The following is a 26,347-nucleotide window of genomic DNA, read 5'->3' on the forward strand; positions in this document are numbered from 1 at the left end:
GCTGAACACCTAACTTAAGACAGGTTAGGTGCTCTATCGCTATAATCTTTCCGGAAAAGCCCCTTTCGAAGGGGTTTTTGCATTTTTAGGAAGAAGGATCAAATCCACTTTCGGAATTTCTTTCCCTGAGAGATAAGTTTCCCCCAATGCTTCCCAAGATCCTGAAGTGAGAGAAAAGGAAAGGAGATAATTCAAGTTAGGCAAGGTGGGAAGTTGGATGAAAGGAGTCCCTCCATGCAAAATCACGAATTCTTTGTTTTTGTATTTTTTTGCCAAAGCTGCCACTGTCTCAATTTCTTTCTCTGAACTGGAATCGATCAGAACATGTGTAATTTCAGGTTTTGCCAAAAGTTTCGTTAATTGTTTTAGGTTTGTTTGAGAAATTCCTTTTGTTTCCAAAACTTTTCTAAGATGAGGGTTTTTGATCGCAGATACGGAAGATGATTTTTTATTCTCCTTGGGCAGATAAGCGGAAGGAAACGCTCGGATTGAATCCGAATTGATTTGAGAAAGATGTTTGCCGGAAAGGAGAAGTTCTTTCATCTTCAATCTTCTTTCTTCTTCTTTGCCTGCAAGATATTCCTTCAAGTTTTGATTTTCGGAATAAATTTCAGGAGAGATGGAATCGGAAGAATACAAACTCATTTCTAATTTTTTTCGGATCTGTTTTTGAACCGCTTCCTTTAAGATATTTCTTTCCTTACCGGAAGCTTCCTTAGAATGAAAGTCTCCTTTTCTATAAGCATCTAATAGTTGTTCTTTGAAGTTTCTTGCAGTTTCTCCCCAGCTAGTGAGAAGCACTATGTTTGCTCCTGCCTGCAAAGCCAAAACTCCAGGTCTGTCTTTTTCGTAATTTTTGGAAATGGCATGCATCTCCATCGCATCCGTGATGATGATTCCTTGAAATTTCAGTTTTTCTCTCAAAACTCCGTTGAGTATTTTTTTAGAGAGAGTTGCAGGATATTTTTCGTCTATCAAAGGATAGACGATATGAGCGGTCATCACTGCTTCCGCACCAGAATCGATCGCTTTTTTGAATGGAACTAGTTCTAAGGTTTCTAATTCTTCCAAGGTTTTTTTGATGACTGGCAATCCCAAATGACTGTCCACATTCGTATCTCCGTGTCCGGGGAAATGTTTGATGACGGGAAGAGCTCCTCCTTGTCTGGCACCTTGTTCATAAGCAACTGCAACATTGGAAACTCGATTCACATCCGAACCGAAAGAACGTGTATTGATTACAGGGTTGAGTGGATTATTATTGATATCTAATATTGGTGCGAATAAAAAATTGATTCCTAACTGTCTCAATTCGTAGGAAGTCACAAAACCTACTGTCTTTCCCCATTCTTCTTTGCCCGTTTGTCCTACAGCCATGGCGCCGGGGTATTCGGTGATTCCGTCCTTCACTCGGAAAACCCTTCCTCCTTCCTGATCCGTAGAGATAAGAAAAGGGGGAAGTCCTTCCGCAGTAGCCGTCTTTTGTAGGTTAGTTGTAAGAGAGATGATTTCTTCTTTTTTTCCCAGATTTTTGCCGAAAAGAATGATCCCTCCCGGCTTCGTTTTGCGAATCTCTTCCAGGGCGACCGCATCGACCGTTTTGGAGGGAATTGCAATATGGATGGTTTGCCCCACCAATTCTTCCTCAGTCATCCTGTCCGTGATTTCCCAGGATTTATTTTCCAGCCAGGTATCTCTTTCTTCCGCACGAAGTTCCGTAATATAAAAATTGAAAAAGTAGGAGGAACCTATGAATCCCATAACCAGAAAGATGGAAAAGATAAGGCGAAGTAAAATTTGATTCATGTCTCTTCTAAGATCGGTAGTCGGTTCCTAATGACAAGAAAGAAAATTGCTTAGATCGTTCTCTCGTTTTCGTCTAAACTCTCGTGGATGATTTTTATCAAACCTTGGAAGCGAGTCCCGATTTTCGTTCCGTATTCGACCAAAACGGTTTTTTGCCCGTTCCGGATGACTGGTTCGTTCTTATCACAGATATCGTAGGTTCAACGAAAGCGATTGAAAGCGGTAGGTATAAGGATGTGAATACCGCGGGCGGACTCACTGCCATAGCTGTTGCCAATGTTTACGGACATATGGATTTCCCTTTTGTCTTCGGGGGAGATGGAGTCAGTTTTTTACTTCCTATCACTTATTTATTTCCAATACGTTCCGCCATTGCGGATACGATCGGAAAAGTAAGAGCCGGTTTCGATTTGGAAATGAAGGCAGGGATCGTTCCCGTGCAGGAATTATATAAACACGGAGCTAAACTGTATTTGAGTAAATTCGAAGCATCTACTCATTATAACCAATGTTCCATTTACGGAGACGGTTTGAGTCTTGCCGAATCTTGGATCAAATCGGAAGAGGATGAATCGTTTTTAGTTCGGGAAACAGAGAAAATTACGGATGCCGATTTTACAGGATTCACCTGTCGTTGGAAAGATATTCCCAGCGAAAAAGGAGAGGTGATTTCTCTCATCATACGTCCGGAGTCTACGGACTATGAAACTTCCGCCAAATTGATTTCCAGAGTTTTGAATTTCATCCGCACCGAATTCGGAGAAGAAGAGGACTATCATCCCGTTGCCACAAAACAATTATTTCTCGATAACGGTCCCAATCTAAAAAAGGAAGCTTTGGCACATAGCGGAGGCAGAAAAGGGATCGGATATTTATTTCGTTTGATGAAGATTTGGTTCGAAAGAGTTGCGGTAGACTGTTTCATCCGGTTTAAAATTCCTTTCCGATCCTTTCATTATCGATTGGACCGGTTGAAAGAATATCAAGTATTATCTGCTGACTTTAGAAAATACGATGGAACCTTAAAAATGGTCATCAGCGGAACAAAGGAGAACAGACTGGCATTGCGGGAATACTTAGACGATCTTTCGCATCAGGAAAAGATTCTGTACGGGATGCATATCTCCAACCGTTCTCTAATGACTTGTATCTTAAAAGTTGGATCTTCCCAGGAGGTGCATTTTGTGGATGGCGCCGACGGAGGATTTGCATTGGCCGCCAAAGAATTGAAGCAGAAGATGAAACAAAAGATTTAGCTCTTGAATCGTAGACATCGGCCAATTCCTTGGACAAAAGGGGTAATGGAATGATCTATGAAATGACTGCGTTGCAGTTTGCCAAGATGTTAAGGAATTTAAGTGCTTTTTTAGATAAATCGGCTTCAACTGCAGAAGCTAAAAAAATCGATTTTAACTCTCTTCTCTCCGCAAGATTGGCACCAGATCAGTTTGATTTAACAAAACAAATTCAAATCGCATGTGATAATGCGAAAATCGGTGTAGCCCGCCTAACCGGAAAGACTGCTCCGAAACATGAAGATAACGAAAAAACTCTTCCGGAACTTCAGAAACGAATCGGAGAAGTTCTTTCTTATCTTGCCGATTTTTCCGAGCAAGATTTTAAGGATGTGAAAACTCTGCAAATTTCCCTTCCTTGGTGGGAAGGAAAACGTTTGTCAGGTGAGGTATATGCCATTCATCATTTGATTCCTAATTTTTACTTTCATATTACAACTGCTTATTCTATTCTGCGTCATAATCTGATTGATTTAGGCAAAAAGGATTATTTAGGCGTTATGCCTTTTGAATAAACAGATAGTACAATAAAATACCTGTAGGCATTATTACTACAGGTATAAAAACAATAATTTATTTTTAGAGCTGTTCCATCGAACATTTCGTACTCTAAGCCTTGCGGGAAACTACTAGAGTTATATAGTGAATCTTGGTAACCGGCACATATAACGGGTGGTATATGGTTAGGGATATCTAGCAATCTTTGAAAGTCATTGAAAATTAATCCTTTTTGGGGGTTTCTGCTTTACACCCCATCCTCTTTTTTTCCACTGAAGATTAAGTTAAAATCAATTCGGTTGTATTATATGAAAAAGAGCCAATATTTTATTTCCTTATTTCTACTTGCTGCACTTCTTCATTGTCGTGCTGCTAGCGAGGCAGCCGACCAGTTGCTTTTCGGAGCTTCCGAATCCGTGGATAAATCTCCTGCGGGAGTGACTGTGACTTCCACAACGGGAGGATATTCCGTATCCGAAAATCCTGCTTTGGGAACTTTGGAAGTAACCCTGAAATTGGATCGGGAACCAGTGAAGGAAGTGACTCTTCCGATCAGTATCGACAATAAAAACCTTGCTACTGTTTCTCCTAAATCTCTTACTTTTTCAACTTCCGATTGGAACAAACCGCAAAGCATCGTTATTTCCGGAATCAATAACTACCAAGTGGATGGAAATAGGGACACTATTTTAGTCATTGGAAATGCGGTGAGTCAAGATGCACTTTATAATAATCTAATTACTCCTAATCGTCCAGTAACTGTCATTGATGATGATACTCATAGCGTGGTGGTTTCTCCTCGAACCGGTTTGAGAACCAAAGAAAACTTAGCGGCTACGGATAGAAATGCTACTTTTACCGTTGTATTAGGGAGTGCGCCGTCCGGGACAGTGACTATCGCTTCTATCACCAGTGACGATACTACAGAGGGAACAGTGTCACCTACAAATCTTACGTTTACTCCCTCTAATTTTTATATCCCTCAAACGGTAACGATCACCGGTGTCGATGATAATGTGTTAGATGGAAACATCAATTATAACATCGTATTAAGCAATGCTACTAGCACCGATGTTGCGGATGTGTATCATAATCTTGCGGTTCCTTCCGTTCCCGTTGTAAATATTGATGATGAATTGCCTGGTATCGTAGTCACTCCAACTACTTTGAGTTTCAATGAAGGTGCGGCTGTGGGTGCTGCCAATCGATTTACTGTGGTGCTTACGAATCCTCCTGTCGGCAATGTAACGATTCCTGTTGCCATCGCTTCCACTCCTGCTGCTGCTGCCACTAGAGCGACTGTCAGTACTGCCTTACTTACTTTTACACCTGCAAACTATAATACTCCTCAAACGGTCACTGTGACTCCTACAAACAATTCCGTTGCGGATGGGAATATTTCGTTTGTAGTCGAATTGGGAATTTCGACAGGTTACGGCGGGGAAAATCCTCCCGATGTAACAGTTACCGTCATTGATGACGATACGCCCGGAGTGGAAGTGGTTCAGTTGAATCAATCAATCGTTGAGCATACGTTACAGTCTGGATATTTCAGGTTGAGATTGAATTCGCAACCGACCCATGACGTTACCATTCCGATCAATGACACTTACGATCCTAAAAACGTAGGACACAGACAAGGGAGCGCTAGCGCTTCCTCGGTTACTTTTACTCCTATGAATTGGAATACTTACCAAGATGTGACGGTCACTCCTGTGAACGACGATGTGGCGGACGGTGACTTCCAGTGGATCATTGAACTCAAAAACTGTACCAGTACGGATCCCAAATACAACGGATTAACTCCTACTCCGAACATTACAGTGAATGAATCGGATAATGACGTCGCAGGATTCAATATTGTTGCCAATAATTTAATGAATTTAGGAACTTCTAATGTTCTTACCGCTAAGTCCGCAAGTGCTGTTACAGGGTTCGCGACGGACGACAGCGCTAGGTTAGATCCTCAGTTATATTCTAAATGGACGATAAGATTGAGATCAGAGCCACGCGCCACTGTGAATTTGACCCTGTCCGTGAATTCCACTCATAATGATGGAGTTTTGAATACTACCTCCCTTACTTTCACTACCACCACTTGGAACACTCCTCAGACAGTTTACGTAACGGGAGCTTCCAACGGAGCGAATGAAGGAAATCTGGACTACACAGTGAATGTCGCAGTCAGTGGCGATGATCTTTATGGGAATGGAACATACGGATATAGGGATGCAACTCAAGTCGCACGTCCTTCCTTTACGATCTATAGTTGCGATAACGATGTCGCTAATCTGATTGTGGGATGCAGAAGATCGGGAAGTTTTGCTACTTCGGAAGGGGGTGGAACCGCTACCTTTCATCTCATCACTCAATCAGCTCCCGGTTCCAATGTTTCTGTGGGAGCTACTTCCGGTAATACGAACGAAGGTACGATTTCCTATAGTCCCGCAGTCATCACTTCCGGCAATTGGAATAGCATGGAGGCTGCAGGAACCAATAGAATTGAAGCGACAGGTGTGAATGATATAACTCCCACACCGGATGGAAATGTCACTTATTCTATTGTTCTCGGTGCGTCTACGGGAGGTTTGAGTTTTACTCCGCCTAGCATGAGTATTGTGAATATAGATGATGACCAAGTTCTTGAAATAGGAAACGTGTCGGGAAATACTTCGGAAGATGGTACAACTGCTACATTTGGCGTTAGGCTAAGAATTCAGCCTTCTTCCGATGTGACATTTACGATCGCTTGTAAATCAGGCAGCACTGAATGTGCAAGTTTGAATAAATCGTCACTCACTTTTACCAATGCCAATTGGAATACTTATCAGATAGTTACAGTTACAGGAAAGGACGATTCTAGGGCGGATGCGGCTCAACCGAGTTGTGTTAGCTTTGGTGCGATTACAAGTTCGGACGCAGTGTTCAATGAGTATCAACCTCCGGAAAGCTGTCCTTTGGACAATTTGGATAATGACAAGTTAATGTTTATCACGACTAACGATTACAATCCGAATTTTAATTCCGGTATGACTGTGGCAGACGGATTTTGCGGAACAGATCCTGCCGCTCCCAGCAATTGGGGATCGGCTACTTTTAAGGCTTTGATAGCCGATACTGCAACCAGAGTCGCTACTACTACGGGAACGGATGCAACCGGACAAGTAGCTTGGATATTGGCAGCAAACAAGGATTATTATCTGAAAACGGGCGGTTCCGGACCTTACACGAGTAAAGTGTTTACTACAAATGCAAATAAATTATTTACATTCGGTTCCTTAACTACACCTTTTAGTGCTTCCGGTGGAGATACTTTCTGGACTGGATTGAATTCTGATTGGACTTCCTCTACAAATAATTGTACCAATTGGACTCAGAATGGAAATTCCGGAGCGCCGCATTTGACAAATATAGGAATTGGTGGCGCAACAGGAACAGCTTCCATCAATAATGGAACGAGTGACTGTGACGTTGCAACTACACGAAAACTCATCTGCGTTCAGCAGTAACAAGTGTTTGTATGGAATGATGATTTGATTATATGAAAATTAAAAAGTTAATGAAAATGAATCGATTTTGTTTCTTGTTTCTATTTCTATTTGTCTCCCATTGTATTTCCGGCGAAAAGCCGGAGTGGGTGAAATCAAAAGCATTTCAAAGGTTTTGTGGTTGTGTTCCTTTGGATCTGGAGCTCCCTACGGCAGAGCCTGCCTCGGAAAGAGAAAAACTTTTGGGAAGTCTTCCTGTAGGTGCTTTGGATCAAATGGGAACAGAAGACTATCTCGAAAAAGTTTATAACGGAATTAAAAACGATTTCGAATATTCAGGAACTCAGTTTGAGAAGGCTGAGGATGGTCTGGTTGCCAAAGGGATCGAATTAAAACGAGTTGAAGAAGAAAAAAAACTTAGAGAGATTCTCATCGTAATCGACGGAGACGTAGCGTTCCCATCCGGCAAATCGACGATGACTCCGAAAGCCAAAACGATGATCGGGAAAATTTCCGATGCTGTGTCTTTGTATCCTGAAACCAAAGTAAAGATAGGCGGTCATACCGACTCCGCAGGTGTATTTGCTAAAAACTTGAAATTGAGTAAAGATAGAGCTCAGGCAGTGAAGACCGAGATGCAAAGAACCCATCAAATTGCGGAAGAAAGATTCACCGAAGTGGACGGTTATGCGGATTTAAGAAAGATCGTAGATACGATGCTTGCCGAACCGAAGAACAGAAGAACCGAAGTAAGGGTCGGAACCGTTCGAATTGTACTGTAAGGCGAATTTATCTATGAGAATCATTTCCAATCTTTCCTTTTCAATCTTATATTCTTTTTTAATTTTATCTTTCGTTAGTTCTTTGTATGCAGAGGGTCCGAATCCTCCTTCAGTCGAAATTCCTAAAGCGGATGTGAAAGAAGAACCTACACTTCCTTTTAAACAGCCAATGGATCGATACGAAGGTGTTTATGAGCATCGTTTCCAAATCAGAACAGGTGCGGGAATCGGAAAATTATCTCCTGCGATCCTGAACGAAACAGGACCGGCGTGGCTTGCGAACTCCATCATGAGACAGGCAAATGAACCGAATGCACCGCTTGCCGTTCCTTATAAACAAACGAAAACATTGGATACCATCGGGCAGTTTTGGGATTTTACTTACGGATGGAAAAACAAAATCGAAATCCAATTGGCGCAAAACACTACTTTGGGGAAATACGGAAGAGATCAACCGGCTTCGATTGATTTTGTTTCTCCCAGGACGGATCAATACTGGGCTTCCGTATTCGAGGGAAATCGGCTTCTGCGTTTTGAAGGAGTGAGCCAGCACTTTCGATTTTCATATACTCATCCATTCACCAAGTGGTTGATGATCGGTCCTTCGATCAATATTCATCGTTATACGGAGAAAAATAATATTTCCTACGGTTCCTATTCAACAAGCAGACCTGAGGCGGCCATTCCTAACAAAGCGACCTGGTCGATCGGAGGGGATGCGAAGGCGGAATATTATATGAAAGGGATCCTTCCCGGTTTGTATCTTAAGGCGAAAATCAGGGATTGGTGGGAAATTCGTTCCCGTTTGGAACTCCTCGACAGAAAAGGCGATTTTTCCGTCTTAGGAAGCCAAATCATTCAGGAAAGTTACTCTGACGGTAATGTCGGTTATACGGGAGTCCTTCCCGCTTATGCAGGACAGGCAAGGGACAAAGGAACTTTATTTATGTTGGAATCTTCCTTTCGTTATTGTCGATTCAGTTTGGACGTAGGACTCATCCGCCAAGATATCAAACGAAGTTATTCTTTATATTTGGGAGATACGATCGGGAATGTTCCTAGAAACGATTACTCCGCAAGAAGTGTCCAGGTCGGTTTTACGGAAATGTCTCAATCCACCAAACATACTGTCACCGAGATTTATATCGCTCCCGGTGTCTCTTTTCATTATGATTCAGAAGGCGTTTATTAAACCGATTATTATTTAATCGGTTATTGTTCTACACAGTAAAGTCGCGCAGTGAGAAGCGTGCATCCTGCATTATTGTCATTCAATGCGGCTGTCCCTGTAGATGTGGATGAACCCATTGTGGCAGTAGGCCCTAATATAAAGTTAACGAAATTGTCGCAGTTGTTTCCAAGCACCCAAGGACTGCCGCTAGGATTGATTCCTGTCAAAACGTTTGTCGCCGCCGTTGAAGAGATCGAGTGACGGAGAGGGAATGTGAATTCTCTTTGCGAATTGGTTTCTCCGATCGGAGTCACCATATCGGTTCTTACATAAAGAGTATTCGCAGCTAACGGCCAGTCTATGGAAGGATTTCTTGCAGAACCGTAGACAAGTGCTTTGTAGGTTCCTGTTGTCGGTTTTTGGCCGTCCGAGTTGCAGGAGCTATCGAATCCTGCAATGTTGACCGAAACCAAAACGGGTGTGTTTGTCAGATAAATTCTTTTGACTGCAGGTTGCTCTGCACAGTATAACTTCGATGAAGTGGCACAGGTATTTGCTCCGTTGGCGAAGGCGGTGCTACTGTTGGATCCTGCTGTTCCCGATCGTGCATAACTTGCTCCGTCATTCGTCGTCCAACCTGAGCAACTGAAGCCGCTTTCGTTCATATTGCCCGATCCGTCCATATCGATTCCCGTAAAAACATTGGCTCCGGATATTCCGATCGAATTTACAAAAGTTCCGCTGGTCCAACCTAATCCTGCACCGGACTGAGTGGTTCCTATCAAGGTCGTACCATCTGTACGGTAGTAGTCCCACCCTTTTAATAGAACCCAGTCGGTAGTTCCGTTTCTTCCTCCCCCCATACGCACTGCTTTATAATTGGAGCCGTAATAAGGTCTAGCAAGATCGTTATTACATAAGGAATCCGCATTTGCAGTGGACATTAACCCGTCCGTAGCAGTTTCAGAAACGAAAACCCTGAGCACAGGAGAGGAGATGGTAAGGGTCTTCGTTGCAACGGAAGAGGAACCGTAATTTGTTTTGCAGGCGACCATACTTACTGTTCGGGAACTTGCATGCAGATAGTTGGCCGAGGGACTTCCAATCATACAGCCGCCGGAAGAATCACAAGCAGGAGTTGTTCCATTGTCCGTCAGACAAATCGTTGCGGTTGAAGTCGTGGAACTGAGCACAAAATTAGAGTTAGGTAATGTTGCCGAAGCAGGAAGGAAATTGACATTCCCCAGTTTAAATACCGGATCGGATACCGTAAAATTGAATAAGGAAGTCCCCGCCGTAGAAGCACTGTAATTCGACTTACATCCTACGACTCTTAGGTTGTGGTATCCTCCCGAACCTGCTACCGGCATGGAAACACCGCTTCCATAGGAGTATGTTCCTGCAGCGGCTAAGTTTTCGCAATCGGGAGCAGATGCATCGATTCTGAAATAGAGGGCAGCACCTGTGGTTGATGTGCTCCATGTGGATACAAGGTCGTTCGAAAAACCTCCGTCAGATGCGGGGGAAACTCTGGATGGAGTGGCCACTTGCAGATTGCTGGTTTTGGAAACCACTGCAGAAGGAGAAGTCAATGCAGCACATCCGATCGCTCTTATGTTTTGATTTCTGGCAGTAATGGAAATAGGTCCGGAGTATTCTGTCGCACTGACCCCTGTGCAGTCAGGGTTGACACCGTCGGTTCTATAATAGATATGAGAAGAACCTGTCGCAGTCAAAGCAGTCGTATAATCGTTGTAAGCGACAGTATTCGGGTCAGGAGTGAATGTGACCGTTCCTACGGATCCACTGATCACTACCGATTGAGAGACTACGGAAGATTGCGTATAATCCGTACTGCAAGATCTTGCTCTGAAATCGCTGCTGGTTGCTATCGGAACGGAAGTAGAATAAACTGTTGTTCCTGATGCGCAATAACCTCCCGTAGAGAGAGCAGTTCCTCCGTTTGTGGAAGAACATTCCGGATCACTTCCTATCTTATAACAGAGAGTTTGCGTAGAGGGAGGAAGATTCGCTGTCACAGTGATTGTATTTCCCAGCCCCGTCGGCCCGGAAAGAGTAGGGGAAGGAACGGTTCCCGTAATTGTGTAAGTTCCGGTGAACAGATCCGAGTCCGTATAACCCGCCTTACAACTGATTGCTTTCACAATATAATTTGCCGTATTCAAAGGGATGGTTACCGAACCTGTAGGCGAGCCGCAATTGGGATCTGCAGGACTCGCTCCGTGAGTGACATGAGTGCTCACTCCCGAAGTTGTGTTCGAAAAAGAAATGGTTTGTGCTGTCTGATAAACGCCCGGCGTAAGGGAAGGAGAAGGAGTTCCCGCTTTCAATGTATAAGAAGCCGAAGTGGATAGATTTGAATCTAAAAAATCGGTTTTGCAGGCGATCGCTTTGATCGTATTGTTTGTGTTAGATGTAATGGAAACGGAAGACCCTACTGTTCCGGTTGCACAAGTGGGAGCCGCTTGGCTGCCGTCTCCTAATGTGTAACGAATCGTGGCGCCGGGGGTCGTGCTGGACAGGGTGATCGTTTGATCATTTGCATAAATTCCTGATTCCAAACCTGGATTTGCGGAAAATGCAGGAGCATTCACCTGGCCATTGATCGTGAAACCTGCACTGGTTACGGATGAACTCGTCCAAAGAGGAGTATCTTTGCAGGCAATGGCTTGGATCGTCATACTTGCATTCACCGAAATCGGATTAGGTGACGTAGGGCTTAGGCAATCCGGGGTTGTTCCGTTAGTAGTGTAATGTATGTTCGTTCCTGGGGGGCTTCCTGCACCGGGAGAAACCGTTACCGATTGAGTCCCCGGATAAGCTCCTGCAGGAAGCGAAAAAACGGGGATAGGCAATGTTCCCGTCATAACATAAGTTCCGGAGACCACAGAAGAAGAGGAATAATTCGTTTTACATGCAATCGCATATACATCGTTCGTTGTTTCCGCACCTGTGAGATTCAAAACAATCGGAGAAGGAGAATCTGAACAGGATGCCGCAGAACCTAGGTTATAGTGGATCACTGCTCCTGTGCTGGAAGAAGAAGCGGATACGGAAATTCCGTTTTGGTAGGTTCCTGCAACGGGAGACAATAACGGGTTTGCCGCAGTGAATCGATAGGTTTGGGATACGATCGAGGAATCCGTCCAGGTAGGTCTGCAGGCAATCGCTTTGATGCGAGTGTCGTCTATCGACAAGGGAATCGGATAGGAATACAAAGTGGAGCTGGAGCAATCCGGATCCGAAGGGGTGCTTCCGTCCGTTGTCATTATGTATCTAATGCTAGCACCTGATGTAGGTGTGGATAAAGTCAAGGATTGATCATTGTAAAAAGTTCCACCTAATACGCTGAAGCTTGTTTGTGCTACCGTGCCGGTGATTTCATAATAAGCATCCACTACGGAAGATTTTGTATAACCTGCCAAACAAGAGATCGCTCTTACTGTGGAAGAGGAAGCGATAGAGACAGGGCTTCCTGAAGGGCTGGAACAGTTCGGCAAACTTCCATCCAATGTGTAATGCACTGCAGTTCCTAGAGGAGATCCGGGAGGGTTGATATCGAGTGAAATTGCGGAAGGATAATTTCCTGCCGGCAAACTAAATGTAGGTGTTCCTAGGAGTCCGTTCGTAACCGTATATTCTCCTCTTTGCACGGAAGAGGATCTACCTTCTTTGCAGGCGATCGCACGTAAATCGTAAGCTTCGATCGTAGGAGGGGCGGAAGGTCCTGCCAGATTTACGGAACCCGAATAAATTGTTCCATTGCTTCCCGAACAATCCGGAGGATTTCCATCTAATGAATAGTAGATGACTGCACCTGAAGTCGTTGTAGTGATTTGAACGGACAATGCCGAATAATATTCGCTTTGAGGAGGGGAATAAACGGGAGCGGCTACATAGATCGCATCTCCACACTGAACTCCCACGGTAGTAATGTTGTTTGCGTTGATTTGTCCTTCCGAAGCAGTGACTTCACATACTTGTGCAGGTTCACTCGGCTGAACTAAAATGGTAACTTTGTATGAAGTTAAATCTTGATGTAGTCCCGGAAAACGAAAACTTCCGTTCGAATCCGCTTCAAATGTTTCATATACTAAGTTGGATTCGGTTGTTTTGCGGGTTTCCAGTTGAAGAGTCAGTTTTTTACCGACTAAGTTTGTGACTTCTCCGCCGATCGCATAACGATCCCAACCTAAAAATTGTTTCAAAAAATTGGTAAGGGAATAAAATTCCAAAGGAGACCGTTTCAGTCTCAATCCGCTGCAAGTTTGAAAGGATAAAACTAAAAAGAGTAGTAGATATCCGTGTTTTGCACGTATTTTCACCATCTATATACTATGAAATTCGAATCGGGTCTAGGGTCAAATTTTTATTTCCAGAATGATTCTAAATCAAAAAAATACTTCGCATTTATGCTGTTAATCGGTTTGTCAATAAATATTATATTGATGAAGTTTGTGGTAACAATGTAGCATATATGTCTATAAATGTTCCCATTCTTACGATTCTCTTGTAGGGGAAAACTTTACTTTCTCTCTCGACAATTTTCGGAGAGTTAGAAAATGGAAGCTATGAGAGCTGTTTTTTGTGTCCTTTTTTTATCTGCCATTTTGATCTCTTGTTCCGATCCTTCTCAAGATGAGAAAAAAGAAGTGAGTGCACCAGTGCTTTCCGAAGAACCCAGAATTATTTTTTTCGGTGACTCTCTTACCGCAGGTTACGGTTTGAACGATTACGAAGAAGCTTGGCCCCATCTGGTTACAAATCGTTTAAAAACGGAAGGTCATTTTTACCAAATAACAAACGCAGGTGTTTCCGGGGATACTTCGACGGGAGGTTTGGGTAGATTGGATTGGGCTCTCAGTCAAAGACCAAGTATTTTCGTTTTAGAGTTGGGTGCCAACGATATGTTGCGGGGGATCACTCCTCAGGTCACTCGTTCTAATCTTCAGTCCATGATTCGTAAGGTAAAATCGGAATACCCTGACTGTAAGATTCTTCTAGTGGGGATGATGGCCATGCCCAATATGGGGAAAACCTACGCAGCCGAATTCAATCGAATTTATCCGGATCTGGCAAAAGAGGAAAACGTACCTCTTGTCCCGTTTCTTTTGGAGAAAGTTGCCACCATACGTAAGTTAAATCAAAAAGACGGAATCCATCCGACGGCGGAAGGGCATAAATTGGTGGCAGATTACGTATATCCTTATCTGAAAAAATTGGTCCCGGAAAAGTAAGATCAATCCCCTCTTTTTTCCTTGCAGAAGAAGAGTTTTAAAAAATCATGGTGATACTCAAACCTCTTGCGGGAATAGCTCAGCGGTAGAGCATCTCCTTGCCAAGGAGAGGGTCGCGGGTTCAAGTCCCGTTTCCCGCTAACAGAGGATTGTAAATGGGGCGAAAATATAAAATTGCATCCGTCCTTGTTTTTCAGCTACACCAGCTCTTTTTTCCCACCTGTATTCTTAAATTTGATATTGGATTGAACGGTTTATGGAATTTACTGCAAAAAAAAATAACAACGCATCTTGCGACCTTACCATTAGTTTTAACGCTTCCGAAGTGGAAGTAGCCTATAAAAAAGCATACGAAAATGCCAGCTCCAAAGTAAAGATTCCCGGCTTCCGTCCAGGAAAAGCACCTCTCAATATGCTGGAAAAAGTGTTAGGCGACAGTGTTATCGATGACGCAGCCAACATCATGCTCAATAATGCAATGGCGGATCTATTCGACAAATTGGAACACAAACCTATCCGCATTCCTCAGTTCCAAGTGGAATCCTTTGATCGAAAAACAGGCGCTAAAGCAAAAACGACTTACGATACGAAACCCGAAATCACTCTCCCTAAACTGAAAAAAATCAAAATTCAGCCGAAAGAAATCAAAATCCAAGATTCCGATTTGCAAAAGGAATTGGAAGGAATGCAGAAAAACATGGCTCGCAATTCCTTAAAGGAAGATGGTGATTCCGTGGAAGCGACTGATCTTTTGGAAATGAATTATAAATTCAAAGAAGAAGGAAAAGAATATCCGGAAGCATCCCAAACTGGCAAATACCAAATGGGAGCACCTCAAAACCCTCCCGGTTTCGATTCTGAACTTTTGGGTCTGAAGGCAAACGAAGAAAAAGAATTTAACTTCCGTTATCCTGATTCTTTCCCTCAATCTCCCGAATCGGCAGGAAAAGTTTTCACATACAACATCAAAGTCACCGCACTTTATAAAGTGACTTACCCTGAAATCAACGACGACTTCGCTTCCGAGGTGGACGGTTCTGCCAACTTGCAAGAGTTAAAAGATAAAACCAAAAAACAATTGGCCGATATTTTCGAAAACGCTCTTAAGAAAAAAGCGATCGATGAAGCCTATGCGGAAATCATAAAAGAATCCAAATTCGTGATCCCCGAGTCTCTCGTAAAAGAGGAAACGGACGGGGTGTTCCAAAACTTTATGCAAGAGTTCGGCCTTCCGGCTACTTCCATCGCAGAGTATGCGAAAAAACTGGGAAAAGAAGAGGCAGAAGTCAGAGAGTCTTTCGCAAAGGCTGCGGAAAAGAGAATCCAAACCTACTTATTGAAGCATAAAATCGGGGAAGAACATAAAATTGCCATTTCTGACGAGGAAATGGAGGCGGGTTATGAAAAAGAAGCCGCAACGCAAGGAATTCCCGCCGAATCTCTCAAAAAAGAAGTCCAAAAACAAAGGGCGGAAACCTTTTACAGAGACAAATTCCTGTTTGATAAAATCGACGAGTTTGTTTACAGTGAGGTAGAGAAAAAGTCTCCTAAATCGGTTTCCACCGAAGAAGCAGAGAAGCTATTGAGCGGGAAAGAGTAAACATGTCAACATTAATGCCTTATGTAATTGAGCAAACGAGCAGGGGAGAACGTCAATACGACATCTTTTCCCGACTATTGAAGGATCGAATCATTTTCCTAGGTTCCGGCATCGACGAAGCCTATGCCAATGTCATTTCCGCTCAATTATTGTTTTTGGAAGCGGAAAATCCGGAAAGAGATATCTATCTCTACATCAATAGCCCCGGCGGTTACGTAAGTTCCGGTATGGCGATCTACGATACAATGCAGCTCATCAAACCGGAAGTGAGAACGCTTTGCATCGGTCAGGCGTCATCTATGGCGGCTCTCCTTCTGGCTGGGGGAGCGAAAGGAAAAAGATCCGCGCTTCCTAATTCCAGAATTATGCTCCACCAACCTTACGGCGGTGCAGGCGGTCAGGCATCCGATATCGAAATTTCCGCAAGAGAAATTGTTAAGATAAAAGACAAGTTGATCGACCTTTATGGTAAGCACACCGGCAAACCTTCGGATCAAATCAAAAAAGACACCGAGCGCAATTTCTACATGAGCGCAGAGGAAGCAAAAGAATACGGAATCATCGATAACGTAATCCAAGAGCGTAAGCAGATCCAAGTATAATAGGAGACCACTATGACCAAGCGACCAACAACTACAGGGAATACTCGGGAAAAGCTCCACTGCTCTTTTTGCGGAAAGGCTCAAGACGAAGTTCGTAGATTGGTGGCTGGTCCAGGTGTTTATATCTGTGACGAATGTATTTCTCTCTGCAATGAAATAATCGCAGAAGAACCGGCAGCAGGAGAGAAAACAGCGATCGTAGGGGACATTCCGAAACCTACCGAGATCAAAAAAATCTTAGATCAGTATGTTATCGGGCAAGAGCAGGCGAAAAAAGCTCTTTCCGTTGCCGTTTACAATCACTACAAACGTATTTTCCATAACGACCGTAAGGCGGGAGATGTGGAGTTGGAAAAATCCAATATCATGCTCATCGGCCCTACCGGATCCGGTAAAACCTTGCTCGCTCAAACATTGGCGCGCATTCTAAAAGTCCCTTTTGCAATCGTGGATGCTACCGCTCTGACTGAGGCAGGTTATGTGGGAGAAGATGTGGAAAACATCATTCTCAAACTCATCCAAAATTCGGACAATGATGTCAAACGTGCCGAAATGGGTATCATCTATATCGACGAAATCGATAAAATCTCCCGTAAATCCGACTCCGCATCCATCACTAGAGATGTGTCCGGGGAAGGTGTGCAACAAGCTCTCTTAAAAATTATAGAAGGCACCGTGGCCAACGTTCCTCCTCAAGGGGGAAGAAAACATCCTCATCAAGAATACATTCCTGTAGAAACAAAGAACATTCTTTTTATCTGCGGAGGTGCTTTCGTAGGTTTGGATCAAATCATCAAACAAAGAGTCGGTGTAAAATCCATCGGGTTTCATTCCGGCGATGTTGTGAACGAAATGGGAAAAACAATCGATACGAACGAAAGTTTGGTGCACCATGTCATTCCTGATGATTTGATGAAATTCGGACTCATCCCTGAGTTTATCGGCCGTTTGCCGATCGTGGCAACTCTGGATGAATTGACTGTGGAATCCTTGAAGTCTATCTTTACGGAACCTAAAAACTCTCTTCTCAAACAATACCAGAAGATGTTCGATATCGAAAACGTGAAATTGAAGTTCACGGAAGAGGCGATCGAGGCCATTGCAGAAACCGCAATCAAAAGAGAAAGCGGTGCCAGAGGTCTTCGTGCTATCATAGAAGACATCATGATGGATCTAATGTTCCAAATTCCTTCTCGAAAAGACGTTTTGGAAGTTGTGGTTACGGAAGATACGGTTCTTAAAAACGAACCTCCTATCACCATCTTGAAAGGCGATATCGAAAAGATCGCTTAAAAAGGGTTTAGGCAGTTCATCTTCGGACTGCCCTTGTGTGTTTGCCTCGAGTGAACCTCTTAAGATCCTCTGGGCGCAAAATATAAAATTCCCACTCCTATAAGAACAATCACCGAGCCGATCAGATCGTATCTGTCCGGAATGGAGTTTTCGAATTTCCATCCCCAGAGAAGAGACAGAAAGATAAACACTCCACCGTAAGCGGCATAGGTTCTTGTGAAATCTGCGGGTTGCAGCGTAGCCACCACACCGTAAAGTCCCAAAACGGCAAAACCGATGCAGGCATACCAGAAAGGTTTTTCTTGTCTCAGCCAAAGCCAAACTAAATATCCACCTCCTATTTCGCAGATTCCTGCTAACAAGAAGATGGCGGCTACTTTCAGATACAACATGGGTGAGAGCGGCAGGATTATTATTTCCTTATTTTGTTCTGCGAAGAACGAAGATGCTTAGTTTTTCCAGAGGGTTGGTAAGATTTCTTTCTTTTCCCATCTTTTCCATTTTTTTGGCGATGGCTAGAAGCATTTCTCTAGAGGAGTTAGGGCTTAGATCCAATAGATAATCCACAAATTCTTCCATGATTTCGAAAGAGGTGAGTCCGAATTCTTTTAAGGTTCTGTCGCTTCCCCAAACCAGATAGTCTCCGATTTCGATTCCGTCCGCCATGGAAAATTCATGTTCATGAAGGGCATGCCAGGAGTCGTCTCCGCTTCCTTCTATGACCTGAATTCCTTGGTTGGAAAATTGGAACACAGGCATGTCCATAAAATGAAGGAACTTCAATTTGTCTTTTTCGGATCCGATTCCGAATAGGGAAAGTTTTAAACCTTGCAGGCTGAGTTTGTGAAAGCTGGATTCGATTTTATCCAGGATATCGAACGAAGGTTCCTCTGTATTCGCATATGCGGAAATGATTCCATGAATGAACAAACGTTCTGCGGACTCGGTCACTCCCGGTTCCATGTGACCAGCAAGAATTCCCACAAAACCGTCTTTGGTTTTGATGATTCTCATATAATCGCTGTTTGCATGGCGCATGATGCTGGGGAAAGCGGATATGTCCCAACCTTGGATTTTTTTCAGCTCCAAATCGGGAACCATTCGGTTGAGAGAAACGGCTTTGGAAAGTTCCCAATCGAATTGGTTTTCGAAATTCACTCCGCTGACCGATTCTTCCGCTTGAAACAAGGCAAGTTTGATGGAACGCAAAAGGGATGCTTCTTCGGAAGACTCCTCATCATCCGTATCCGAACCCAGATCTACGTGTTGGATTTCACTTGCTGCACGTAAGAACATTTTGTAAATGAAACCTAATAGGTGGTAGGTGAAGAATGCAGTAGCAACGGAAAAAGCTAAGGAGAGATAAAGCCCCAACATTTTAAAGTTGAGGACATTATTTCCCGCAGGGTTTTGCCAATGAGTGAAAGCGAACTCAGCGAGTAAAAACTGGGCTAAAAAAAGGATAAAACAGAAAAGCCCTATTAGGAACGGTATTTTTTTGCGGATGCTGACTCTTTTCATGTCTATGAATTCGCATCTGATCTTTCTAAAATTTTCATTAGAACCGCAGAAAGGAAGAATAGGAAGGTGAGAGGCAATAGTAACATCATCATAGAAAACACATCCGGTCCGGGAGATAATACTGCGGAAACGACAGCAATCATCAGAATACCTTCTCTCCATTTGGAAAGCAAAAAACCAGAGGATAGGATGCCTATTCTACCTAATAAAATGAGTACGATCGGTAACTCAAAAGAGGCTCCGAAAACCAGATGCAAGTTAAAGAATAAATCATAATATTCATCGATAGGCAGATACGGATCGATTCCTTCCGGCCGAAGCACTACCAAGAAAACTCTTAAAAAACCTTCGAACACTGTGAACCAGCAGAGAGCGATCCCTGACCAGAACAAAAGCGTGGAAAATAAAATGATGAACTTACCCCATTTTTCCGTCCTAGGATTCACTGCGGGAACGATAAACCCCCAAAGGATGTAGAGAAGGATCGGCAGTGCAATGAGTACGGAAAGCATCAAGGAAGTTTTCAAATAGATCAAAAACGGAGCCATCAGCTGGATCTGAAAAAAATGGGCATTCGGCCCAAGCACCGCACGATACGGGCTGATCAGAATGGAATGGATCTCACTTCCGAAATAAAGTGACACCGCCATAAAACCTGCAACTACTAGAAGGGAGTAGATAAGCCTTTGGCGAAGCTCTTCCAAATGTTCGCCAAGGGTCATAAATTTTTCCCTGGTTTCCGAATGTTCCGGAGGGGGAAGAGGAAGTGATTTTGTTTTGTTTACTTTCGCCAAAACTAAAAGATTATGCTTTTTTCTTTTTCGATTTTGTGGTTTCTTTTTCGTCAGTAGTCACATCTTTCCCAGGCAAAGAAGTTTGAACTGGTTCATCTTCAACACCTGTCATGGACTTACGAAATTCTTTGATTCCTGAACCCAAATCTTTTGCCAGGGAAGGCAGTCTTTTGCCTCCGAAAAAAAGAAGGGCTAAAAAAACGATGAGAGCGATTTCCCAAGGACCTAAATTGAAAAAAGCCAGTGGCGGTAGAAAAGAAATAGGAATGAGTAACATATTTTCCTCTTTGGAACAAGACTTATGCAAATGAACCAGGAAGCAAGCGGAATGATGGATTTCTTTCGATTGTTGCCCCAAACTTATCCGGGAGGGGTGTATCTATTCGAGCCCAAATCAGGCGCTTTTTTGTTCGCAAACGACTACTTTGAAAAAATTTTAGGAAGTCCCTCTAAGGGAAAAACATTTTTTCAATCCGACTTACTTGCCAAACTTCATCCGGAAGACCGAATTCATTTTGAAACAAGAAGCCTGACCCTTTCTCAATCTCAGGAAGGAAGTCATTTTGAGAACGATTTCCGTTTTTTATTAGACTCCAAAGGTTTGAGTAGTTGGCTTCATTTTGAAGAAAAGCTGGTGCGCCTTCCTCAAATTTCCGAGGAATTTTTGGTCATAGGATTTGTCAGAGACGTGACCAACGAAAAGGTGAACGAACAGAACATCAAGGAACAGATCCAGTTTTTTCTAGGATTGTTCGAAAACGCATCCGTAGGAATGGCCTTGCAGGATTGGGAAGGAGGATACTTTCGTATAAACAGACGTTTTACGGAAATCACCGGATACACAATACATTCTCTTACCGATCTGAATCTGAAGCGCATCCGGGGAGAAGCTCTCAGTCCTGAGGAGCTGGAATATTTTAAGTTCTTCAAAGAGGGGATGGATGAGACCACTTTGACCGGAAAGGATGGTCGCAAAATCGATGTTTATCGAAAGACCAATACCTTTCGAAACGCTCAAGGCAAACCCGATTTTTATTACGTCTTTTTGGATGATCTTACTGAGAAAAAAAGGAAAGATTCTTATCATCTGCATTCCCAAAAACTGGAAACGATCGGGAGCCTCGCAGGCAATTTAGCTCACGACCTGAACAATTATCTTCAACCGATCCATGTGTTTTCCAAATTAGGCCAAGATCTGCTTGTGAGTTCAGGAACTCAAGAAGCCTATCGGGAAAAACTTAAAGAATTTTTCATTAAAATCGGAACGGCGGCAGATAGCGCTCGTTCTATGGTTCATAGAATCATCCGTTATTCCAAAACGAGTGAAGAGGAAGTGATCGACAGAGTGGACGTTTCCTCCGCGCTCGAATCCAGCATTCCCATTTTAGTGGCGGAATCCCCCAAAAATGTTCGTTTGGAATTCAGTCTTTGTGAAGATCCTCTTTTTGTTCGGATCGACCCAATCCGTTTTTCAAAGTTAATCGGTGAGTTTGTGATGGGTTCCATTTTCCCTTGGGATTCCCAAAAAGAAGGTTCCGTTCATATCTCTACAGGTGTGCCGGATGGAAACGAAAAAGACAGGTTTCTCATCTCTCTTCGTTTTTCCGGTTTGGCTCTTTCTCATTTAGATCTGGAGTTTTTGAACCAATCCATCTTTGAAGAAGACGAACCGAAATGGATTTTGCTTCAGTTGGCGAACCGACATATCAAAAACTGGGGAGGGGAACTTCTTTGGGAAATGAAGGAAAATTCGATCTTACTTGTTTCCATTTATCTTCCTGCATCTTCTGAAAAAAGAGAAGCTCCCGTTTATCCTAAAGAAAAAAAAATCGAAGGGAAGGATGTTTGGCAGGATATCGCCAAAAAGAAAATTTGGATCGTGGAGGACGATGATCCTTCCAGAGAATCTATCGCTATGGTGCTCGGTTTGAAGAATATTGAACCGGAGTTATTTGCTACTCCCAAAGAAGCATTGGAAAGATTGAAATCGGAAAAACCCGACTTTGTTCTCTCCGACTACAGAATGAAAGAATTAAACGGACTTTCTTTGCTTCGTAAAATCAAAGAATCGGTTCCGTATCTATCCGCCGTTTTGTATACCGGGAATGCGGAAGGAATCGATATAGAGATGTTGGAAGCGGAAGGGATACTGGTTCGCACCAAACCGATATCCGCATCCGAACTTCACGAATCTATTTTATTATCCTTTGGGTTTCTTTAGTCCCGTTTTAGGTGCGATCACTCCAGTGACTTTTGTGATGAAGTCGGTAGTTTCCTGAAACAAAAGTGGTTTGTCCGTTTTCGAAAATTTGGACATAAGGACATGTTCTCCCTTCTCCACATTCACCGCTTTGTTGAGAGGATTGGATTGGATCTTTTGGAAATTCTCTAACATCGCTTTGACGGAAGCGGAGCGATCCTGCTCTTCTTCCGATTTGTAAAAATAAAACATAAGAACCGGATCTTGGATTTTATGGATGGAGTCTTCTTTTTCTACGAATCGTTTCAAGTTCATCAGATGTTTGATGGAAGCGTAGTATTGGTCTCTGTACCAATATTTGTAAGCTTCGTCTTTAGGATCTTGTTCTTTTGATTTTCGAATTTCTCCCATGGCCGCATTGATGAAAGAAGATCCCCATGTGAATCTGAATAGATTCGCTGTTGGATCGGGAAAGTTATAAAAAGGAGAAGCTAAAATGACTCCCGAAATGAGTTCGGGATGTTTGGCTGCAAGATAAGTGGAGATGAGTCCTCCCATGCTGGTTCCTACCAGAATCACTTGGTCTCCCAATTGAGTCGCCATCTGAAGTGCTGTTTCCGCATCTTGCAGATATTTATCGAAGGTCACTTTTTTATGATCTTCTACATCTGTTCCGTGACCGGGAAGTCTCACATAATAAAGGTTTGCTTGGAAGTGATCCGCTACTTTGTCGATTACATCTTCTCCTTCCGCACGACTGGCTCCGAATCCGTGCACATAAAGAATGGCGATAGGGGTTTTTGTGTCGGAGTAACGAACTAATCTTTCTTCGTTTCCTTCCCTTGCGTTTTCCGATTTGCTGATTTCGAGTTCTTTTTTGTAATACTCGTCAAAATCGGAGAAGGTCACAGTCTGGTCGTACTGATAGTCGGGAACATTCCATTCGTATGTGGATGCCAGAAAGGATGTGAGGATGAGAGAAAAAGCAAACAGCCATTTTCCTATTATTTTCATGAGGGTGCTCTTGTTCCAAAAGATAAATATAACAAATTTGACAATTCTTCTTCTATTTCAAGTCAATTTGTTCTTTTCTTGTACAAAGGAAACGGGCAGAGAGAAGGAAGAGGGAGCGATTGTAGCAGATCTTTGGATGAGACCACGACCTCCGGGAGTTCGTATGGTTTCCATTTACGGTAAAATCCAAAATAACGGCTCTTATGAGAGAAAGATTCTCTCTTGGCAATCTTCTTCTTTCTCTTCTCTGGAGATGCACGAATCGAAATTGGACGAAAAAGGAATCATGAGAATGAAGGAAATTCCCCTTCCCGTTGTCCTTCCTGTCGGAGAATCCAATTGGGAACCGGGAAGCACACATATCATGGGGATCGGAGCTGTCTCCGAAAAAGAAGAAGAGGCTTTTTTGGAAGTACAGTGGGAGGATGGAAAAAAATCGGTTTGGAAGGTGGAGATTCGAAAATGAAAAAAATCGTAAGTGTTTTTATTTTATTCGCTTTTGTTTTGTTTGGTGCTGGATGCGATTCTAAAACGGAATTGGATACTCTTCCTTTGGGAGGAAATTTCTCAGAGATGGATCAATCGGGAAAAATGGTTTCCTTATTCGATTTGAAAGAACCCATTCTTTTTGTTTTTTTCGGTTATACCTATTGTCCCGATTTTTGCCCCAATATGCTTTCCAAAATCAAAAAAGCGGAACAATTATTAGGTGAAAATGAGAGAAAATCCGTAAGGACAGTGCTCATTTCCATCGATCCGGAAAGAGACCGCCCAGAAACGGTTCAGAAGTATGTGAATTTTTATTTGGAAACTGCGACAGGGTTTTCTTTCGATAGAAACACTACGAACCGCATCATCAAACAATATGCAGCTTATGTGGAAAAAGCAAGAGATGGAGTGATGATCGATCACTCCACTTATGTCTATGTTTTGGACAAGGAAAGAAAAACCAGAAAACTTCTGAAGTCTACCGATTCCGTAGAAACGTTCGCGGAAACGGTTCGTCTTCTAGGCGGCAATCCCATTTAATCGAAGTAAGGCTTCAATCTCAGGATCTTTTCCGTAGAAATCACGGAAAAGTTTCATTGCATTCTCCGATCCTCCTTTTTCTAAAACAGTCTTTCTAAAGTGTTCCGCCAATTGCAGGTCGAATACTCCTTTATCCACGAAAGAATAATATGCGTTTGCTGAGAGTAACTCCGCCCATTTATAGGAATAATACCCTGCTGCATATCCTCCTGCGAAAATATGAGAGAAAGAGTTTTGAAACTTATTATAGGATGGAGGAAAAAAGACACTCACTTCTTTTCTCACTTCATTCAGTATATTTTGAACTTCTTCTTCCTTCGGAGCTACTTGGTGGATTTTGATATCGAAAATCGCAAACTCTAATTGTCTTACTACCGCCATAGCCGATTGGAAATTTTTAGCATCCACCATCGTTCGGATGTATTCTTCCGGAATTTTCTCTCCCGTTTTGTAGTGTTTGGCGAAGAGAGAAAGCACTTTGGGTTCATAAGCGAAATTTTCCAAAAATTGGGAAGGAAATTCCACTGCATCCCATTCCACTCCGTTCACTCCGCTGACGAATGCTTCGTTTACTCTGGAAAGAAGATGGTGGAGGGCATGCCCCAATTCGTGGAATAAAGTGACCACATCGTTCGGTTTCAATAAGGATGGATGGTCTTTGGTTGCGGAAGGGAAATTTCCTATGACGAAAGCGATAGGAAGAGTTTCTTTTCCTTTTTCGTTTATGAAATGAGGTTTCCAATTGTTCATCCAGGCTCCACCTTTTTTTTCTTTGCGGGCCTCCAAATCCAGATATAACCTAGCTCTTGTTTGGTTTTCTATGATTAGATCGTAACATAAAACGGAAGGATGCCAAACTTCCGTTTTTGCCTCTTGGAAACGAATCCCTAGTAGGGATTCCAAAAAGACGAAAGTTCCCTTGGTTACTGATTCTTTTTCCAGATAAGGGCGGTATTTTTCTTCTTCGTAATTGAATTTTTCCTTTTTGAGAAGTTCAGAATAGAAAGTGAGATCTTGGGACTCCAGATTTTCAACGCCTCTTTCTTTTGCAAACTCACGTAATGCGGAAATCTCTTTTTCTGCAATCGGTTTGGCCTTCTTTGCCAAACTATTCAAAAATTCCAATACTTGTTCCGGAGTGTCGGCTACTTTCGTTGCTAGGCTGAGGTTCGCATAGGTTTCGTAACCTAACAGAGTCGATTCTTTTTTTCGAAGCTCTAAAATCTCTTCGAGTATCTTTCCGTTTTCGGGAGCTTTCGTTGTATATGCCTTGTAGAGTTCTTTTCTTTTTTCCCGATTCGGGCCGTACGTCATATAAGCGATGTAACTGGGGAATTGAAGAGTGAATTTGTATTTTCCGTTTTCCGTTTTGGCGCTATTCAATTCTCCTTCCGGCATTCCTTTGACGTCCTCTTCGGCAAGGATCATTTCGAACGCATTCGTCGCATTCAGTACGTTTTGCGAAAACTGATTGCTTAAATCGGATAGCCGAATTCTGATTTTTTTTAATTCTTCCTTTTTGGAGTTTTCCAATCCGACCCCGGAAAGGCGAAAATCCCTGATTTCGTTGGAAAGAACTTTTTTTTGTTCCGGATTGATCGTTCTGTCTGTCTTTTCTATTTCCAGAAACGCATTATAGATATTTTCATTCTGCCCTAGGTTCGTATAGTATTCGGTTAGCTTAGGAAGGATGCGGGTATAAACCGCTTGAGACTCTTCATTATTTTTAACGGAGTTTAGGTGAGATATTTCCGTACTTAGATCGGAGAGTTCCGTATGAATCGTCTGATAGGGCTTTAGAAAATTAGCAAAATTAAACTGAGATTGTTCGAGAAGATTCGAAATGAATTTCTCGTTAGACTCCATTTTTTCCAAAATCGCTTTTTCTTTTATAAGTAAATCGTCGGATTTAAATTCAGGAAACATGTTCACCCTCTTTCTTTAGATTCCTATGGGAATCTAAAGGTCAGACTGTCCGAATCCTAAGAAAGAGCAA

The 26,347-nt window shown here is 42.8% G+C and carries 20 protein-coding genes and 1 tRNA gene; 13 read left to right on the plus strand and 8 right to left on the minus strand.

What is annotated here, in order from left to right; genetic code table 11:
* Window positions 1–39: 39 nt before the first annotated feature.
* Window positions 40–1,806 (minus strand): beta-N-acetylhexosaminidase, encoded by a 1,767-nt coding sequence (nagZ, locus tag EHS15_RS09960; RefSeq protein WP_135760416.1) that lies wholly within the window; start codon window positions 1,804–1,806, stop codon window positions 40–42.
* 83 nt (window positions 1,807–1,889) lie between these two features.
* Here nagZ and EHS15_RS09965 point away from each other — a divergent pair, with 83 nt between their 5' ends.
* From EHS15_RS09965 to EHS15_RS09985, 5 genes are all read left to right on the plus strand, one after another.
* Entirely contained in the window at window positions 1,890–3,062 is a 1,173-nt protein-coding gene (locus tag EHS15_RS09965; protein WP_135760417.1) for a DUF3095 domain-containing protein, read from the plus strand.
* 50 nt (window positions 3,063–3,112) lie between these two features.
* Complete coding sequence (locus EHS15_RS09970; RefSeq protein ID WP_135760418.1) at window positions 3,113–3,616, plus strand: DUF1993 domain-containing protein; 504 nt, start codon at window positions 3,113–3,115, stop codon at window positions 3,614–3,616.
* 291 nt (window positions 3,617–3,907) lie between these two features.
* Complete coding sequence (locus EHS15_RS09975; RefSeq protein ID WP_135760419.1) at window positions 3,908–7,108, plus strand: DUF1554 domain-containing protein; 3,201 nt, start codon at window positions 3,908–3,910, stop codon at window positions 7,106–7,108.
* 32 nt (window positions 7,109–7,140) lie between these two features.
* Complete coding sequence (locus EHS15_RS09980; protein ID WP_246052052.1) at window positions 7,141–7,869, plus strand: OmpA family protein; 729 nt, start codon at window positions 7,141–7,143, stop codon at window positions 7,867–7,869.
* A 13-nt stretch (window positions 7,870–7,882) separates the two neighbouring features.
* Entirely contained in the window at window positions 7,883–9,061 is a 1,179-nt protein-coding gene (locus EHS15_RS09985; protein ID WP_135760420.1) for a hypothetical protein, read from the plus strand.
* A gap of 20 nt (window positions 9,062–9,081) precedes the next feature.
* Here the strand turns inward: EHS15_RS09985 and EHS15_RS09990 are convergent, their stop codons facing one another.
* On the minus strand, window positions 9,082–13,389 hold the full coding sequence (locus tag EHS15_RS09990; protein ID WP_135760421.1) for a chitobiase/beta-hexosaminidase C-terminal domain-containing protein: 4,308 nt from the start codon (window positions 13,387–13,389) through the stop codon (window positions 9,082–9,084).
* A gap of 243 nt (window positions 13,390–13,632) precedes the next feature.
* On the opposite strand from EHS15_RS09990, the gene EHS15_RS09995 reads away from it, so the two are divergent.
* From EHS15_RS09995 to clpX, 5 genes are all read left to right on the plus strand, one after another.
* On the plus strand, window positions 13,633–14,298 hold the full coding sequence (locus EHS15_RS09995; protein WP_135760422.1) for an arylesterase: 666 nt from the start codon (window positions 13,633–13,635) through the stop codon (window positions 14,296–14,298).
* Between the two features lie 68 nt (window positions 14,299–14,366).
* Window positions 14,367–14,438, plus strand: a tRNA-Gly gene (locus tag EHS15_RS10000).
* Between the two features lie 116 nt (window positions 14,439–14,554).
* On the plus strand, window positions 14,555–15,898 hold the full coding sequence (gene tig / locus EHS15_RS10005; protein ID WP_135760423.1) for a trigger factor: 1,344 nt from the start codon (window positions 14,555–14,557) through the stop codon (window positions 15,896–15,898).
* A 2-nt stretch (window positions 15,899–15,900) separates the two neighbouring features.
* Complete coding sequence (clpP, locus tag EHS15_RS10010; RefSeq protein WP_135760424.1) at window positions 15,901–16,500, plus strand: ATP-dependent Clp endopeptidase proteolytic subunit ClpP; 600 nt, start codon at window positions 15,901–15,903, stop codon at window positions 16,498–16,500.
* 12 nt (window positions 16,501–16,512) lie between these two features.
* A complete protein-coding gene (gene clpX, locus EHS15_RS10015; RefSeq protein ID WP_135760425.1) occupies window positions 16,513–17,793 on the plus strand; it encodes an ATP-dependent Clp protease ATP-binding subunit ClpX in 1,281 nt (426 codons plus the stop codon).
* Window positions 17,794–17,852: 59 nt separating this feature from the next.
* Here the strand turns inward: clpX and EHS15_RS10020 are convergent, their stop codons facing one another.
* The 4 genes from EHS15_RS10020 to EHS15_RS10035 all read right to left on the minus strand — a co-directional run bounded on the left by EHS15_RS10020 (window position 17,853) and on the right by EHS15_RS10035 (window position 20,385).
* Window positions 17,853–18,185 (minus strand): YnfA family protein, encoded by a 333-nt coding sequence (locus EHS15_RS10020; protein ID WP_135760426.1) that lies wholly within the window; start codon window positions 18,183–18,185, stop codon window positions 17,853–17,855.
* 28 nt (window positions 18,186–18,213) lie between these two features.
* Window positions 18,214–19,314: an Arg-Lys translocation region protein phosphatase RktP gene (rktP, locus tag EHS15_RS10025; RefSeq protein ID WP_135760427.1), complete on the minus strand. Its 1,101-nt coding sequence runs from the start codon at window positions 19,312–19,314 to the stop codon at window positions 18,214–18,216.
* A 2-nt stretch (window positions 19,315–19,316) separates the two neighbouring features.
* Window positions 19,317–20,036, minus strand: coding sequence for a twin-arginine translocase subunit TatC (gene tatC / locus EHS15_RS10030; RefSeq protein ID WP_135760428.1), 720 nt, complete (start codon window positions 20,034–20,036; stop codon window positions 19,317–19,319).
* A gap of 82 nt (window positions 20,037–20,118) precedes the next feature.
* Window positions 20,119–20,385: a Sec-independent protein translocase subunit TatA/TatB gene (locus EHS15_RS10035; protein WP_135760429.1), complete on the minus strand. Its 267-nt coding sequence runs from the start codon at window positions 20,383–20,385 to the stop codon at window positions 20,119–20,121.
* A 30-nt stretch (window positions 20,386–20,415) separates the two neighbouring features.
* On the opposite strand from EHS15_RS10035, the gene EHS15_RS10040 reads away from it, so the two are divergent.
* Window positions 20,416–22,329: a hybrid sensor histidine kinase/response regulator gene (locus EHS15_RS10040; protein ID WP_246052054.1), complete on the plus strand. Its 1,914-nt coding sequence runs from the start codon at window positions 20,416–20,418 to the stop codon at window positions 22,327–22,329.
* Here the strand turns inward: EHS15_RS10040 and EHS15_RS10045 are convergent.
* The gene (locus EHS15_RS10045; RefSeq protein WP_135760431.1) at window positions 22,309–23,322 is read right to left on the minus strand and encodes an alpha/beta hydrolase; all 1,014 of its coding nucleotides are present in this window, start codon (window positions 23,320–23,322) and stop codon (window positions 22,309–22,311) included. The two genes, EHS15_RS10040 and EHS15_RS10045, sit on opposite strands and share 21 nt — an antisense overlap.
* Here EHS15_RS10045 and EHS15_RS10050 point away from each other — a divergent pair.
* Together EHS15_RS10050 and EHS15_RS10055 are read left to right on the plus strand one after the other, a co-directional pair.
* Window positions 23,321–23,788, plus strand: coding sequence for a copper chaperone PCu(A)C domain-containing protein (locus tag EHS15_RS10050; protein ID WP_281277627.1), 468 nt, complete (start codon window positions 23,321–23,323; stop codon window positions 23,786–23,788). The two genes, EHS15_RS10045 and EHS15_RS10050, sit on opposite strands and share 2 nt — an antisense overlap.
* Entirely contained in the window at window positions 23,785–24,351 is a 567-nt protein-coding gene (locus EHS15_RS10055; protein WP_135760433.1) for an SCO family protein, read from the plus strand. Before EHS15_RS10050 ends, EHS15_RS10055 begins: the two co-directional genes overlap by 4 nt.
* Here the strand turns inward: EHS15_RS10055 and EHS15_RS10060 are convergent.
* Window positions 24,331–26,277, minus strand: coding sequence for a M3 family metallopeptidase (locus tag EHS15_RS10060; RefSeq protein ID WP_135760434.1), 1,947 nt, complete (start codon window positions 26,275–26,277; stop codon window positions 24,331–24,333). The two genes, EHS15_RS10055 and EHS15_RS10060, sit on opposite strands and share 21 nt — an antisense overlap.
* Window positions 26,278–26,347: the final 70 nt, after the last annotated feature.

It is taken from the genome of Leptospira idonii, assembly GCF_004770995.1.
Classification (GTDB): domain Bacteria; phylum Spirochaetota; class Leptospiria; order Leptospirales; family Leptospiraceae; genus Leptospira_A; species Leptospira_A idonii.

Bases quoted from the DNA above. Each gene is read 5' to 3' on its own strand.
- EHS15_RS10050 (WP_281277627.1), top strand. From the start codon at position 23,321: ATGAGGGTGCTCTTGTTCCAAAAGATAAATATAACAAATTTGACAATT.
- EHS15_RS10055 (WP_135760433.1), top strand. From the start codon at position 23,785: ATGAAAAAAATCGTAAGTGTTTTTATTTTATTCGCTTTTGTTTTGTTT.
- tatC (WP_135760428.1), bottom strand. From the start codon at position 20,036: ATGACCCTTGGCGAACATTTGGAAGAGCTTCGCCAAAGGCTTATCTAC.
- EHS15_RS10035 (WP_135760429.1), bottom strand. From the start codon at position 20,385: ATGTTACTCATTCCTATTTCTTTTCTACCGCCACTGGCTTTTTTCAAT.
- EHS15_RS09995 (WP_135760422.1), top strand. From the start codon at position 13,633: ATGAGAGCTGTTTTTTGTGTCCTTTTTTTATCTGCCATTTTGATCTCT.
- clpX (WP_135760425.1), top strand. From the start codon at position 16,513: ATGACCAAGCGACCAACAACTACAGGGAATACTCGGGAAAAGCTCCAC.
- EHS15_RS09990 (WP_135760421.1), bottom strand. From the start codon at position 13,389: ATGGTGAAAATACGTGCAAAACACGGATATCTACTACTCTTTTTAGTT.
- EHS15_RS09975 (WP_135760419.1), top strand. From the start codon at position 3,908: ATGAAAAAGAGCCAATATTTTATTTCCTTATTTCTACTTGCTGCACTT.
- EHS15_RS10045 (WP_135760431.1), bottom strand. From the start codon at position 23,322: ATGAAAATAATAGGAAAATGGCTGTTTGCTTTTTCTCTCATCCTCACA.
- EHS15_RS09970 (WP_135760418.1), top strand. From the start codon at position 3,113: ATGATCTATGAAATGACTGCGTTGCAGTTTGCCAAGATGTTAAGGAAT.
- clpP (WP_135760424.1), top strand. From the start codon at position 15,901: ATGTCAACATTAATGCCTTATGTAATTGAGCAAACGAGCAGGGGAGAA.
- EHS15_RS09980 (WP_246052052.1), top strand. From the start codon at position 7,141: ATGAAAATTAAAAAGTTAATGAAAATGAATCGATTTTGTTTCTTGTTT.
- nagZ (WP_135760416.1), bottom strand. From the start codon at position 1,806: ATGAATCAAATTTTACTTCGCCTTATCTTTTCCATCTTTCTGGTTATG.
- EHS15_RS09985 (WP_135760420.1), top strand. From the start codon at position 7,883: ATGAGAATCATTTCCAATCTTTCCTTTTCAATCTTATATTCTTTTTTA.
- tig (WP_135760423.1), top strand. From the start codon at position 14,555: ATGGAATTTACTGCAAAAAAAAATAACAACGCATCTTGCGACCTTACC.
- EHS15_RS10040 (WP_246052054.1), top strand. From the start codon at position 20,416: ATGAACCAGGAAGCAAGCGGAATGATGGATTTCTTTCGATTGTTGCCC.
- EHS15_RS10020 (WP_135760426.1), bottom strand. From the start codon at position 18,185: ATGTTGTATCTGAAAGTAGCCGCCATCTTCTTGTTAGCAGGAATCTGC.
- rktP (WP_135760427.1), bottom strand. From the start codon at position 19,314: ATGAAAAGAGTCAGCATCCGCAAAAAAATACCGTTCCTAATAGGGCTT.
- EHS15_RS10060 (WP_135760434.1), bottom strand. From the start codon at position 26,277: ATGTTTCCTGAATTTAAATCCGACGATTTACTTATAAAAGAAAAAGCG.